The sequence below is a fragment of the Vibrio sp. ArtGut-C1 genome (genome assembly GCF_002105475.1).
Lineage (GTDB): Bacteria > Pseudomonadota > Gammaproteobacteria > Enterobacterales > Vibrionaceae > Vibrio > Vibrio diabolicus.
The window spans coordinates 56926-69811 of record NZ_NCTH01000007.1; the positions used below are offsets into that span (position 1 = coordinate 56926).

Annotated in this window: 12 protein-coding genes; 6 read left to right on the plus strand and 6 right to left on the minus strand. The window is 47.5% G+C overall.

The features are described from left to right. The first annotated feature begins 188 nt into the window (after positions 1 to 188). Both grxB and B7360_RS08160 read left to right on the plus strand, forming a co-directional pair. A complete protein-coding gene (gene grxB / locus B7360_RS08155) occupies positions 189 to 818 on the plus strand; it encodes a glutaredoxin 2 (RefSeq protein ID WP_085343255.1) in 630 nt (209 codons plus the stop codon). Positions 819 to 828: 10 nt separating this feature from the next. Next, positions 829 to 1953 carry an alkene reductase gene (locus B7360_RS08160; protein WP_025547529.1) on the plus strand — a complete coding sequence of 375 codons (1125 nt, stop codon included), beginning with the start codon at positions 829 to 831 and terminating at the stop codon, positions 1951 to 1953. Between the two features lie 83 nt (positions 1954 to 2036). Here B7360_RS08160 and B7360_RS08165 read toward each other — a convergent pair whose 3' ends face one another. Genes B7360_RS08165 through B7360_RS08175 form a run of 3 tightly spaced genes read right to left on the minus strand, consistent with a single transcriptional unit; the run spans position 2037 to position 4423 of the window. Continuing rightward, entirely contained in the window at positions 2037 to 3095 is a 1059-nt protein-coding gene (locus B7360_RS08165; protein WP_085343256.1) for a zinc-binding dehydrogenase, read from the minus strand. A gap of 4 nt (positions 3096 to 3099) precedes the next feature. Continuing rightward, on the minus strand, positions 3100 to 3612 hold the full coding sequence (locus B7360_RS08170; protein WP_085343257.1) for a 2,4'-dihydroxyacetophenone dioxygenase family protein: 513 nt from the start codon (positions 3610 to 3612) through the stop codon (positions 3100 to 3102). Positions 3613 to 3661: 49 nt separating this feature from the next. Beyond that, positions 3662 to 4423: an SDR family NAD(P)-dependent oxidoreductase gene (locus tag B7360_RS08175; RefSeq protein WP_005392740.1), complete on the minus strand. Its 762-nt coding sequence runs from the start codon at positions 4421 to 4423 to the stop codon at positions 3662 to 3664. A 131-nt stretch (positions 4424 to 4554) separates the two neighbouring features. Here B7360_RS08175 and B7360_RS08180 point away from each other — a divergent pair, with 131 nt between their 5' ends. After that, entirely contained in the window at positions 4555 to 5556 is a 1002-nt protein-coding gene (locus B7360_RS08180) for an AraC family transcriptional regulator (protein ID WP_085343258.1), read from the plus strand. 63 nt (positions 5557 to 5619) lie between these two features. Here the strand turns inward: B7360_RS08180 and B7360_RS08185 are convergent, their stop codons facing one another. From B7360_RS08185 to B7360_RS08195, 3 genes are all read right to left on the minus strand, one after another. Next, positions 5620 to 6897 (minus strand): TRAP transporter large permease, encoded by a 1278-nt coding sequence (locus tag B7360_RS08185; protein WP_005392736.1) that lies wholly within the window; start codon positions 6895 to 6897, stop codon positions 5620 to 5622. Next, positions 6894 to 7451, minus strand: coding sequence for a TRAP transporter small permease (locus tag B7360_RS08190; RefSeq protein ID WP_074190438.1), 558 nt, complete (start codon positions 7449 to 7451; stop codon positions 6894 to 6896). The genes B7360_RS08185 and B7360_RS08190 overlap by 4 nt, the downstream gene beginning before the upstream one ends. Before the next feature lie 132 nt (positions 7452 to 7583). After that, a complete protein-coding gene (locus B7360_RS08195; protein ID WP_085343259.1) occupies positions 7584 to 9017 on the minus strand; it encodes a PLP-dependent aminotransferase family protein in 1434 nt (477 codons plus the stop codon). Positions 9018 to 9289: 272 nt separating this feature from the next. Here B7360_RS08195 and doeA point away from each other — a divergent pair, with 272 nt between their 5' ends. From doeA to dctP, 3 genes are all read left to right on the plus strand, one after another. Continuing rightward, a complete protein-coding gene (doeA, locus tag B7360_RS08200; RefSeq protein ID WP_085343260.1) occupies positions 9290 to 10477 on the plus strand; it encodes an ectoine hydrolase DoeA in 1188 nt (395 codons plus the stop codon). A 54-nt stretch (positions 10478 to 10531) separates the two neighbouring features. Next, positions 10532 to 11539, plus strand: a complete 1008-nt coding sequence (doeB, locus tag B7360_RS08205; RefSeq protein ID WP_005392729.1) for a N(2)-acetyl-L-2,4-diaminobutanoate deacetylase DoeB — start codon at positions 10532 to 10534, stop codon at positions 11537 to 11539. Positions 11540 to 11871: 332 nt separating this feature from the next. Beyond that, positions 11872 to 12885, plus strand: coding sequence for a TRAP transporter substrate-binding protein DctP (gene dctP / locus B7360_RS08210; protein WP_085343261.1), 1014 nt, complete (start codon positions 11872 to 11874; stop codon positions 12883 to 12885). Position 12886 lies beyond the last annotated feature (1 nt).

Below are 12886 nucleotides of genomic sequence, written 5' to 3' on the forward strand. Positions count from 1 at the left end.
TTATTATTTGGAAAAACTGAATAATCAATTCAGATATTACCCAATTATCAAATTAAATCGAATCCATATACTGACCCTATCGACATTGTTTAGACCCAGAACGTTATGTGACAGGGCAAAGTTAAACGCCGTAACGCTGTTCAACGCACAACAACACGCCCTGCCCAGCCAAGAGATAGGAAACAAAAATGAAACTGTACATTTATGAACATTGCCCCTTTAGCGCCCGCGTCCGTTTTGTTGCAGGCATGCTGAATATTCAGCTCGACGTCATCAACATTGCTTATGACGACGAGAGCACCACCACAAACATCATCGGCGCAAAACAAGTTCCTCTTTTGATCAAAGACAATGGTGAAGCCATGGCGGAAAGCTTAGACATCATCAACTACTTCCTTGAATTGGCATCTTCCAACGAAAGCAGCCAACCCTCAACACCGGTTTTAGACTGGCAAAAACAAGCGTTTTTACCGCTACAAAAAGTCGGGTATCCGCGTTGGTCAAACATGACATTACCGGAATTTGCAACAGAAACCGCTAAACAAGCATGGCGTGAAAAAAAAGAAACCGAAGCGTTAAATTTTGAAGCTTTGATTAACGATACACCTGCGATTGCGAAAGAAGTCGCCGCTTTGATAGAACAAACCAAACCCTTGCTCAACCTAAGTTCAGAAAAGCAAACATCACTGGTTGATCAGGCCATTATGTTCTCCATTCTACGCGGTTTTTTCAGTGCGCCCGAAGTGCAATGGGATCCAGCCGTACTTCACTGGATGGCAACCGCTCGTAAAGCGACCAACGTGCCAGTACTTATCTGAGGAGCGCAACATGAAACAAAGAACAAATAAGCTGTTTGAACCAGCTCAACTGAAAGCGTTGTCACTACAAAACCGTATTGTCATGGCACCAATGACTCGCGCACGCACCACTCAGCCGGGCAACATCCCGAATGAGATGATGGCAACGTATTATCAACAGCGCGCTTCTGCCGGGCTGATCATTTCCGAAGCCACACAAATTTCGGACGATTCTCAAGGTTATTCGTTCACCCCTGGCGTTTACACCGATGCGCAAGTGGCGGGCTGGCAGGGTGTGACCCAAGCGGTCAAATCACAAGGCGCAGCGATGTTTTGTCAGCTATGGCATGTGGGCAGAGTGTCTCATCCAACATTCCAAAATGGTGAACAGCCTATCGCGCCATCTGCGCTCGCTCCGGTAGAGACGCAAGTTTGGATTGCGGACGAACAAGGCAACGGCAATATGGTCGATTGTGTTGAGCCACGCGCAATGACACAAGCGGATATCAACCGAGTTGTCGGTGATTTCGCGAACGCAGCCAAACGCGCCATTGAATCGGGTTTTGATGGTGTAGAAATCCACGGCGGGAATGGGTATCTGATCGATCAGTTCTTAAGAACCAACTCAAACCATCGAACAGACAACTACGGCGGTTCACGAGAAAATCGTATTCGTTTTCTTATCGAAGTAGTGGATGCAGTTATCGCCGCTGTTGGTGCGCATCGAGTTGGAGTGAGATTGGCACCATTCATTACGTTTAAAGATATGGACTGCCCAGATATAGTGCCAACAATCTTAGAGGCATCAAAACAGCTACAGGAGCGCGACATTGCCTACTTGCACTTGTCCGAGGCCGATTGGGCCGATGCACCAACGATTCCCGAGACGTTTCGAATCGAACTTAGAAAGCGCTTTCGCAACGCTATTATTGTTGCAGGTCGCTACGATCCTCAACGAGCAAACGAAGTGTTAGAGAAAGGCTACGCGGATCTTGTCGCATTCGGACGGCCATTCGTAGCAAACCCAGACTTAGTCTCTCGCTTGCAACATCACCATCCGTTGGCAGAACTCGATGGCTCAACGTTGTTCGGTGGAAACGAACGAGGCTACACCGATTACCCTGCTCTGCAACAGGAATACGCAGAACAGGCCTAACAAAAAAAGCCCCAACCTAGCTGCTACGGTTGGGGCTGTCACCAAACTAGAATTGGTTTTAGCTAGCTTAATCTGGCTAAGAGTTAAATCACTTCTAACGCGCCGCTGCGCCAAGGTTCGATAACGACTTTGATGTGATCATTTGGCGTCATTAACTGTCTAAACGCATCTTCCACACCATCGATTCCCACTTTGGCGGTAAGCATTTTCTGCCAAGGCAACTTGTGTTCGGCAATCGCTTGTAGGCATTGCTCAAACTCGTGCGGTTGATAGTAGTAAGAGAATCTCAAATCGAGCTCTTTTACCGTCGCGTACGCGTAGTTAATGGTCGCTGGAGCCGTATGAATGCCTGATACAACGATTCGAGATCGGGCAGGAGCACGGCGCATGAAGTCATCAATTAAAGTATGTTTGCCCACACACTCATAAATGACCAGACGTGAGTTCATCGCGTACCGCTCAGCAACGGCGATCTCGTCTTCCTTGTTCGGGTTGATCAACCGATCTGCGCCAAACTCGCTGGCAAGTTGCAGCTTCTCTTCCTGAAGATCAACCGCAAGAATGTTACTCACGCCGCGTTGTTTGAGCGCTGCAATCACCGCCAGCCCTATAGGGCCACAACCGACAACCAGCGCTGTTTCTTCCGTTTCGATTTCACTGCGATTGACCGCATGCAAACCGACCGCCAGCGGCTCGGTTAACGCTGCCGCTTCAGACGGCATTTCGTCGGGCACTGGCAGTAGGAGCGCTTCATCAAGTAGGAAATACTCAGAGTAAGCGCCGTAAGTACCCGGAGTGACACCAACGCCTGCGCCATTTTGGCTGAGCAACATCGGCACAGAGGTGACTCGGCTACCGACAGGCAACGTTTGCTGCGTATCGGCACCGTATTCGACAATTTCCGCACAGAATTCATGTCCCAACATCACTTGAGCGTGCTCACCTACTTCATCAGGCATCAACCCGAGCTGGTGGAATACATCAAACACCTCATCCGCGTGTCGAGTAATGTGTAGGTCGGAGCCACAAATCCCACAGGCGAGACTACGAACCAAGACTTGTCCCGCTGCGGGTTTGGGGATTTCGACTTGCTTCAGGCGGACACTACCATCCTGCATTACGATACTGTTCATCTGTTGCATGGGGTTACTCCGCTAGCTCATCACTCAGGGCAGCAATCGCACCCGGTTTGATATAGCGCGCAGTGAAGCCTTGCGCTTTGGCAGCGGCAACCACCACTTGCTCAATCCAACCTGCATCCATGATGTTGATAAAGTTACCCTCTTCGTCAAAGTTAATGTTCGCACCTTGGATCACCATAAAGCCATCTGCGCCACCCGACTCTTCTGGACAGTGAAAGGTATGAATCGAACCGCCCGGCTCATATAAGTAGCTACCAGCGGTTTGGACTTGGTCTGGATACTCGATGTAGTGCCACGCGCCACTCAGTGTATAGAAATGCACCACACCAGTATGGAAGTGCTTAGGCAGAGTGATACCCGGTTTGAACTTGGCGCGAATCACCCACGTACCATTTTCTGGATCAAGAAACAGCGGGTAAACATCAACGCCCGGTAGCGCGTCTTTGATGATCGACTCTTCATTCGTATTAAAAGTTAATAGGAAATCTTGATGCTGAATAACTTCTGGTAATGACATAACTTACATCCTCACTATTGCTGTAATTTGGCGTGCTCGCCTATTCCATCTACCCCATGAGTGGGTACTTAAAATTCTCGAAACCGTCAGATGCGCTAATGGTGCAGCCGTTGATACAGTTTGCTTTTTCGCTGACAAGAAACGCCACCACGTTGGCAATCTCTTCTGGTTGCGTGAAGTTTTGACGCATCTGTTCTTTGCGGATGTGGTTCCACAAGCCAATCTCTTCGTATTGCCTTAACATCGGAGTATCAACGCGTCCCGGAGCGACCGCGCACACACGAATATCCAGAGGCGCTAACTCTAAAGCGGCGCATTTGGTCATCATATCGACTGCGGCTTTACTGACGTTGTAGGTAAACGTCATCTCGGAGGCCATTTGGGCGTAAACGGAAGAGGTATTGAGGATCACGCCCGGTGTCCCTTGCGCTTGGAATTGTCGTCCAGCGGCGAGAATTCCATAGTAAACGCCGTTTTGGTTGACTTTAGAGATAGGCTCAAAGTCGGCGATAGGATCATGTTCAAGCAGAGGTTTCGGTGCGCCGATGCCTGCATTGTTGACCATGATGTCAAGTGAGCCAAATTGTTCGACCGCGTACTTCACCATGGCTTCGACTTGTTGGTAATCGGTGACGTCCGCAACAAAGGTTTCCAACTGCTTAGAGCCAAAACTTGCGTACATTTGCAGTGATTGCTCTGAAATATCGACAGCAAGCACTTTGGCTCCTTGCTCTCTTAGCTTTGCAATAATAGCTTGCCCAATTCCACCCGCAGCGCCAGTCACGATGGCAGTTTTATTGATAAGTTCCATACAGCTTCTCATCCATGCGTTGTTGTTATCGAAATGTAACTTAGATCAACTCACTGGCACTCACTTGACCTTTTACGAAGTAAATTTGATATATTGCGATTTACAATCTGTTAACATTTAAAAATCGAGACATGTATATCGTACGAAGTGGCGCTGCCGATAAGTTTGATAGCTTGGTTTCAGAATTAGGTCAGAATCCGCAAGAGATAATGGCCGCTGCTGGCCTGTCTGCCGCGCAGTTTCGCGATCCCGATACCTATCTCGCTTATCCAAGATTGGCTGAATTGCTGGAGGAAGCGGCTGCTCGTTGTAAGCAACCGTTGTTTGGTGCGTTACTCGCCGAGCGCCAAAACCTGCAAAGTTTAGGCGATTTGCCGATGCTGGTTTCTCGTGCTGAAACGGTCGGTGATGCATTGGCGCGGGTGAATGATTATCTCTATCTGCATTCGTCAGGCGTTACTCTCAACATGACGCCACAAGATGATTGGGTACGATTGTCGCTCAATATTGATGTGAATAGTGACCGCGGTATTGCGCAGTTGATGCAGCTAAGTGTGTCACACTTAGCCATGTTTATCGCCAGTTTGCTCGATATTGAAGCAAGCCACTTCGCGCTACATTTGACTCAAAACGCAACATTGGAAGTAGAGCAAAGCAAGTTTGCCCAACAGAACAAACTGCGTTTTGGTGATAAGTTTGACGGTGTATTGCTCAAAGCCAACCTGCTCAACGCTAAGAATCACCAAGACGAAGACGCACTGGATCGCCACTTTCAACAGCACCTCAAGTATTTGCAAACCCGCTATCCTAACAATCTGAGTGATCAAGCAGCGAATATGATTGGTCGTTTGTTGTCGACGGGAGAATGCAGCGTGGAGCGCGTTGCAAGAGCATTAGACCTGCACCCAAGAATGCTGCAAAGCAAGTTAAAACAACAGGAAACAAGTTATCGACAGTTGTTACAACAAGTACGACAGGATTTCGCCGAGCAGCGTTTAAGTGAGAATATTCAGAGTATTACCGATATCGCATTGCAACTGGGCTATGCAGAAACTGCGGTATTCAGCCGCCACTTTCGCAGTTGGACAGGAAAGTCGCCCAGCCAATGGAGACTGGAGAACAGGATAAGTTGAACCAGTTTGAGAGCATAGATAAAAAGCCGCTGATATTCAGCGGCTTTGAGCGTTTAGTCGATACTATCGAAACGCTAGATCACGTAAGAAAAGTGAAATCGAAGGGAAGAAAATCAGCATCACGGAGACCAAAAGCAAGATGAACACAAACGGTGGTGTCCCGCGAATCACTTCCACATAAGGACGTTTAAACACGGCAATCGCGGTAAAAATATCACAACCGAATGGCGGCGTTGCAGAACCTATCGCTGCTTGCAAGGTCACGATGGTGCCGACCAGTACTGGGTCAATGCCAGAGGACTTAATCACAGGTGCAAAGATAGGGATCAAAATCAGCATCACTACGATTGGATCAACGAACATACAACCAATAAAGAACGCAATTGAGATAACGACCAGTAACTCGGTCTGCGAAAGATCATTAATCCCGATCATACCCAACAATTCTTGCGGGATCTGGGCAAATGAAATTACCCAAGAAAAAGCAGCCCCTGCTGCGACTAAGATAAATACCACCGCGGTAACCATGCCCGTAGAAAGCGCGATTTCGCCAAGCTCCTTCCATTTCACTTTACGGAAGATAACCATTTCTAATAACACAGCGTACAACACCGAAACCGACGCCGCTTCGGTAGGGCTAAATACTCCAGCATAAATACCGCCAACAGTAATGATCGGAAAACCAAATGGTAAAACCGCTTTACGTATTGTGGTCCAACGTTCTTTCCAGCTGGCTCGCGGGGCATTTTCTACAGAGCTTTTACCTGCATAAAAATAACAGTAGGCAGAAAACATCAATAAAATCACGATCGCCGGTCCAATACCAGCAATAAACAGCTCAGCAACCGATGTTCCAGACACCACACCATAGATGATCATACCGATACTCGGTGGAATAAGGAGCGCTAAGTCAGAGGCGTTAATAATCAAAGCCAGAGCAAAACTGTCTTTGTAACCATACTCCAACATTTTCGGTCGCATAATAGAGCCAACAGAAACAACGGTGGCTTGTGTAGACCCCGATACCGCACCAAACATCGCACAGCTAAGCGATGAGGTGATCGCCAGACCGCCACGAACGTGCCCAACAAACGCCATTGCGACATCTAGCAAGCGCGTTGCTGCCACGCCTCGGGTTATAATTTCTGCCGCGAGAATAAACATAGGCACAGCGATCAACGCAGCGGGTTTGATGCCAGCAAGCATTTGCTGGATCATAAAATCTGGCCCCAAGCCAAGAAAAACAATAAATCCCAACATGGTCGCCGCTAATAGCGGTACCAACATCGGAAAGCCAAAAGCCAACAACGTGATCATCGTTGCAACAAGAGCGGTCGTCATAGCGCTTTCTCCTGCTTAGTGGCAGAGCCGACGCCATCTGGTCGAGATGAGCGTGAAAGCTTTGTCAGCGTTATGAAACGTTTGATATGGCGACTACCCACACGCGCGAACTGAACCGTGCTAAAGAAAAGGCCAATCGGTGCGATTAAGTACACCCAACTCAAAGGTACTTGCATTGCAGGAGAAAGACGCCCCATTTGGCTCACCTTGCCAATGTATTGCCACGAATACCAAGTTAGCACCGCCACCAATGCTGCGGTGAGTAAATAAATAATGCCGTTGGCTAAAGTTTGTATACGCTTTGGAAGCATATCGGTAAATGCCGTCATACGGATATGGCGAGATTGGCGGGCAGCATAACTGCAACCAATAAACGTGACGGCGATAATGAGGAAATAATTGAGTTCTTCTGAAAAGTAGATGCTTTGGCTAAAGAGGTAGCGCCCTAACACGTTAGCAATTGAGTTCAACGCAATAAGAAGCACCGAGCCAATGAGCAGTGCCGCCTCCGCTTTCTGTATATATTTATCTAGCCACTGAAAAATCCCTTTCATCCGCGCTGCTCCTGATCAACAAAAATGTTAATGAAACGTTATCTTCTTCATGACAATCAAGTCAATCAGGTGAATAAGAAAGATTTTCTGAACTTGGCGCTTTCGCAGAAAAAATTGGTCAGAGCATACTGCTCAGACCAAAAAGTGAGAGGTTGGAGGGTTTGTATCGAGAATTTCTGCAATCACAGATAACCCATGCTTGATGTAGCCTCGATTAGTCTCTGCTCCCAAACTGATTCGCACGTAAGGCATTGGCTGATTAGTATCGAGAACAAAAGGTTTATACCCCGTGATCTGCACCCCAGAACGCTTAGCCGAAGCGACCAGATCATCACTGCTCCACTGCTCGGGTAACCTCAACCAAATGTGCTGACCATTCGGGTGTGAGCTATAAACATGCCCTTCTAAGGTGGCTTTTGCTATTCGCTGGCGCTTGGCAAATTCATTGACTTGAAATCGAATAAGTCGATTTAATGTACCGTTTTCGATCCACAAATGAGCGACTTCAAACGGTAACGGGGTCGCAGACCAACTCGTCGCAGCTAAACGGCCAATCGCATGCTGCAAAAAATGACGTGGGACCGTTAAATAGCCCGTACGCATACCTGGCGCTACGACTTTGGTTAAACTGGTAACATAGAAAGCCTGCTCGGGTAACAGTGCGGCGAGAGGTGGGACACGATTGGGCTCTAGTGCCCCATACACGTCATCTTCAATCACGTAGATCTCATACTGCTTCGCAATATTTGCTATCGCCTCTCGCCGCGAAATATCCATATGCGCACTATTCGGATTGGCCATGCTCGGTGTGCAACACAGCGCCTTGATTGGTTTGTGTTTACATGCCCATTCAAATGCATCCGGCGTGATACCAAACTCATCCATCTCAAGCGGCTGTAACTTAAATCCAAGCATTCTCGAGCGAGAGATCAAGCCATGATCGACTAAGTGACCACAAGCGACTAAATCACCGTGTTCAACAACGGTGCTTAAAGCCAAGGTCAAGCCATGGCATGCACCATTTGTGAGTAATATTTGATCGGTACCAACGTCTAACCCTTGGCTACTGAGAAATCGCGCTCCGGACTCAATATGATGAGGCTGACCTGTTACTGGCTTTGCTTTACTGATCAAACTGCGATTGTTTGTTTGCCCAGCAATGTCCATTAAAGCCTGATTAAAAAGCGTAATGTGGCGATCGGTTACTACCGGATGAGCGATCGACATATCAATTTCATCCGGCGTTTCTTTCATCTCTTGCGTCAGCATGAACTCCGTGTCCGTGCTTTCATCCACAAAGCCTGATTTTACAAACGTACCGTTTCCCACCCAAGACTCGAGCGCACCTTTTTTCTCTGCATAACCATATGCATGGCTGACGGTTTGTACGCTCACGCCAATTTGCTCCGCAAACTCACGATGTGTGGGTAGTCGAGTACCGGGTTTTAGGTAACCACTGCGGACACATTCGACAAGATAATTGCCAATGGAGATGTACTTAGCGGTGCCTGGGCGAATGATCGGGTTCAAAGAAATTGTCATGACACAATATTTTAATTGATTCATTTTTAATGCTCATTGTAACTTCAATTTAACAAATGGCGAGTTTTTAGCCATCAAATGCGGTGTAATGCACAAAAATGAGCCACAATTGTAATGATTGACATGAGAAATATAGATTCAACAAACATGTTAAATGGCATCGTTTAATCCAAACCCAGCCGCAGTGGTGAGTTGCAATAGTTTTAAACGCAGGTCTGGCTGACCTGGTGGAAGGTAGAAATACCTCAACGTCTCCGAAGGCCCATAAGGCGTCGGATTTTTAACAAGGAGAAAATATGAGAGGCGTTGCTTTGCATTTTACACTGGATGAATTCCAGGACCGATTAACAAAAGTTCGGCAGTCGATGGAAGAGCGAGAGCTGGATGTCCTTATCATTCACGATCCTTCTAACATGGCATGGCTGACTGGTTATGACGGTTGGTCTTTTTATGTCCCACAATGTGTCGTTGTAGGATCATCTGGCGAGCCTGTTTGGTTTGGGCGCTGCCAAGATGCCAATGGGGCATACAGAACTGCGTATATGTCGGCAGAAAACATCACCTACTACCCAGACCATTATGTAATGAACCCACCATTACACCCAATGGATTTTCTGGTAGAAGCGGTACTCGCTCCGCGTCTTTGGGATCGCGGTCGTATCGGGGTGGAAAAAGATAACTATTACTTTAGTGCCACCGCTTACGAGTCACTCACCACGCACTTGCCGAATGCTCAACTTCTCGATGCAACCGGGCTAGTCAATTGGTGTCGCGCCGTTAAATCTGATCAAGAACTAGCTTATATGTTCCGCGCAGCTCGCATTGTTGAAAACATGCATCGTGTCGCGTTCGATATGATCGAGCCAGGATTGCCGAAACATCACCTTGTCGCCGAGATTAACCGCCAAGCAGTACTTGGGCATGAAGATCACTTTGGCGATTACACCGCGATCGTACCGCTTTTGCCATCTGGTTCTGATGCTTCTGCACCTCACCTAACGTGGGATGATAGGCCTTTCAAAAAAGGCGAAGGTACTTTTTTCGAAATCGCTGGCGCGCATCGCCGTTACCATTGCCCACTCTCTCGCACTATTTTTCTTGGGGAACCAGACGACAAATTCAAACGTGCAGATGAAGCATTAACTTTAGGTCTCGAAGCAGGCTTAGAAGTCGCAAGACCAGGCAATACTTGCGCCGACATCGCCAACGCATTGAACCAAGTCCTCGATAAAGCAGGATTCTCACGTGAAGGCGCCCGCTGTGGTTACCCAATTGGTCTGAGCTACCCTCCTGACTGGGGCGAACGAACCATGAGCTTGCGAGACACCGATAAAACCGTATTAAAAGAAGGCATGACATTCCACTTTATGCCGGGGCTATGGTTTGAAGATTGGGGGTTAGAAACCACCGAAAGCATTGTGATCACCCGTGATGGTGCAAAAACACTGTGTGATTTTCCACGCCACTTATTTGTTAAACACTAATTTTTCAAACCGTAAGTTCTGTTGAACTAGGCTTAAGAACAAAAAGGACTTGATATGCAAAAGAGCTCGATCACAGCCACCGTAGACTTTGACCGAGAAGGCGTGCAGCACGGCTTTTTAGCGCTACCCTATTCCCATGATGACTCCGCTTGGGGAAGCATCATGATACCTATCACCGTGATCAAAAATGGTCTCGGGCCAACGGCGCTGCTTACTGGCGGTAATCATGGTGATGAATACGAAGGTATTACCAGCCTGCTTAAATTGGCAAACTCGCTTCAAGCAGAGCAAATCCAAGGTCGCGTCATTATTGTGCCAATGATGAACTTACCTGCGGTACAAAATGCCTCGCGCACATCGTCTATCGATAAAGGGAATTTAAATCGCAGCTTTCCCGGAAACCCTGTAGGCTCAGTTACCGAAAAAATCGCGGATTACTTTACTCGTTACTTAGTACCCATGTGCGATTTTGCGTTAGACATTCATTCAGGTGGTAAAACGTTAGACATCGTGCCTTTCGCCGCCGCCCATCGCCTCGACAACCTCGATCAAGAAGAAGCATGCATCTTAGGTGCGAAACTGTTTGGCGCACCTTACACCATGATCTTGCTCGAAATGGACGCCACCAGCCTGTATGACACCGCAGTGGAATCTCAAGGCAAAATCTTCGTAACCACAGAGCTCAGAGGTGGCGGAACCAGCACTCCAGAAACCATCGCTTATGCCGACCGAGGTATTCGTAACTTCTTGCGTTTTTCGGGCAACTTATCAGGTGATTACGAAAAACCAACCCTGCCAACCAGGCTGCTTGATATGCCCGATGCAAGTTGCTACGTGCAAAGCCAGCACAACGGTATCACCGAATACTTATTTGAGCTTGGCGATACCATCAAACAAGACGATGTACTGGCAAGAATCTATTCAACCGAGCGTACAGGGAGCGACCCAATCGAATACAAAGCGCAGCGCAGTGGGATTTTTGCTGCGCGTCGTTTCCCTGCCATGGTCAACATTGGTGACACGGTCGCCGTAATTGCCGAAGACTGTGGCGAATTAAACTAACTCTTACTAGGGCGTATTGACCTTTCGCGATTAAATTTTGTTCGAGGTAAAATCGTTTTAGGCGCGGCGAAGACTATGCAGCCTAGTCATTCTAAGCAAATGGTCTTCAACAAAGCATAAAACGATTTTTGCGGGGGCGCCTAGCTCGAACCCTTCGGGCAGCCTTTGTGGTTCATTTCTACTGCGTTATCGGCTTTTTATGTAGGCCACCCACAAAGCGCTGCAAAAATCAGCTCGAAAGGTCAACACGCCCTAAACACGACACAACATCGGGTCTGGTGTATCACCTGCCGTTGGTGAATTGACTCACAAACTGATTAAGGAAGAAATGGATGAATCCGATGAAACACAGCTACCTAACGAGTGCCGTATTGATCGCTGCCAGCTTTGCCACCAGCAATGTTTATGCAGAGACGTGGAAATTCGCTCTAGAAGAAGTCAAAGGCTCGGTGCAAGATGCTTATGCGCAAGAGTTTAAAAAGCGCATCGAAAATGCAACCGATGGCGACGTCACAGTGGAAGTCTATCCATACGGTACATTGGGTCAGTCAGAAGATCTTACCGAGCTTACTGCGAACGGTATTATCCAATTTACCAACGCATCGCCAGGTATTTTTGGTTCATTCGTGCCCGAAATGCAGGTTTTCTCCATCCCTTACCTTTTGTCGCAAGACAATGATGTGAATAAAAAAGTGCTGAGTTCAAGCCCTACTATCTATGACACACTCGGCGGAAAGCTAGAACAGAAAAACCTCAAACTTCTCACTATGTATCCAGAAGGTGAAATGGTGTGGACGACCAACCGTGAGATTCGTTCTCCAAAAGATTTTGATAACTTCAAAATACGCGTGATGGCATCGCCAATGCTGGTTGAGACTTATAAATCGTTTGGAGCCGACCCTACGCCTTTACCCTACTCAGAAGTCTATGGTGCTCTGCAACTTAAAATGATCGATGGTCAAGTAAACCCCGTTTTTGCTATCGAAGAAATGAAGTTCTACGAAGTGAATGACTACATGATCTGGGCAGGACAACAACAATTTACTACTACTGTCATTACCAACAACAGTTGGTTCGAAACCCTCCCACAAGCCCGCCAAGATCAGGTCAATAAAGTCATCGCTGGTATGACTGACTTTATATTTGAAAAACAGGATGAGTTTAACCAAAAACGTCTTGATCAAATTAAGCAAGCAAAACCAGATATGCAGATGATCAAACTCGACAGTGACGAACGTGCAGCATTTAAACAAGCCTCTATGCCAATGCGGGACAAATACATCGAGCTTACAGGCGACAGCGGTAAAGCGGTGCTGAGCTCACTGGAACAAGAGTTCAATCAATAAC

What these genes read in the sequence shown, in the direction of transcription:
- B7360_RS08160 (WP_025547529.1), top strand. Translation starts at nt 829, where the DNA reads ATGAAACAAAGAACAAATAAGCTGTTTGAACCAGCTCAACTGAAAGCG.
- B7360_RS08170 (WP_085343257.1), bottom strand. Translation starts at nt 3,612, where the DNA reads ATGTCATTACCAGAAGTTATTCAGCATCAAGATTTCCTATTAACTTTT.
- B7360_RS08190 (WP_074190438.1), bottom strand. Translation starts at nt 7,451, where the DNA reads ATGAAAGGGATTTTTCAGTGGCTAGATAAATATATACAGAAAGCGGAG.
- B7360_RS08175 (WP_005392740.1), bottom strand. Translation starts at nt 4,423, where the DNA reads ATGGAACTTATCAATAAAACTGCCATCGTGACTGGCGCTGCGGGTGGA.
- B7360_RS08180 (WP_085343258.1), top strand. Translation starts at nt 4,555, where the DNA reads ATGTATATCGTACGAAGTGGCGCTGCCGATAAGTTTGATAGCTTGGTT.
- grxB (WP_085343255.1), top strand. Translation starts at nt 189, where the DNA reads ATGAAACTGTACATTTATGAACATTGCCCCTTTAGCGCCCGCGTCCGT.
- dctP (WP_085343261.1), top strand. Translation starts at nt 11,872, where the DNA reads ATGAATCCGATGAAACACAGCTACCTAACGAGTGCCGTATTGATCGCT.
- doeA (WP_085343260.1), top strand. Translation starts at nt 9,290, where the DNA reads ATGAGAGGCGTTGCTTTGCATTTTACACTGGATGAATTCCAGGACCGA.
- B7360_RS08165 (WP_085343256.1), bottom strand. Translation starts at nt 3,095, where the DNA reads ATGCAACAGATGAACAGTATCGTAATGCAGGATGGTAGTGTCCGCCTG.
- doeB (WP_005392729.1), top strand. Translation starts at nt 10,532, where the DNA reads ATGCAAAAGAGCTCGATCACAGCCACCGTAGACTTTGACCGAGAAGGC.
- B7360_RS08195 (WP_085343259.1), bottom strand. Translation starts at nt 9,017, where the DNA reads ATGAATCAATTAAAATATTGTGTCATGACAATTTCTTTGAACCCGATC.
- B7360_RS08185 (WP_005392736.1), bottom strand. Translation starts at nt 6,897, where the DNA reads ATGACGACCGCTCTTGTTGCAACGATGATCACGTTGTTGGCTTTTGGC.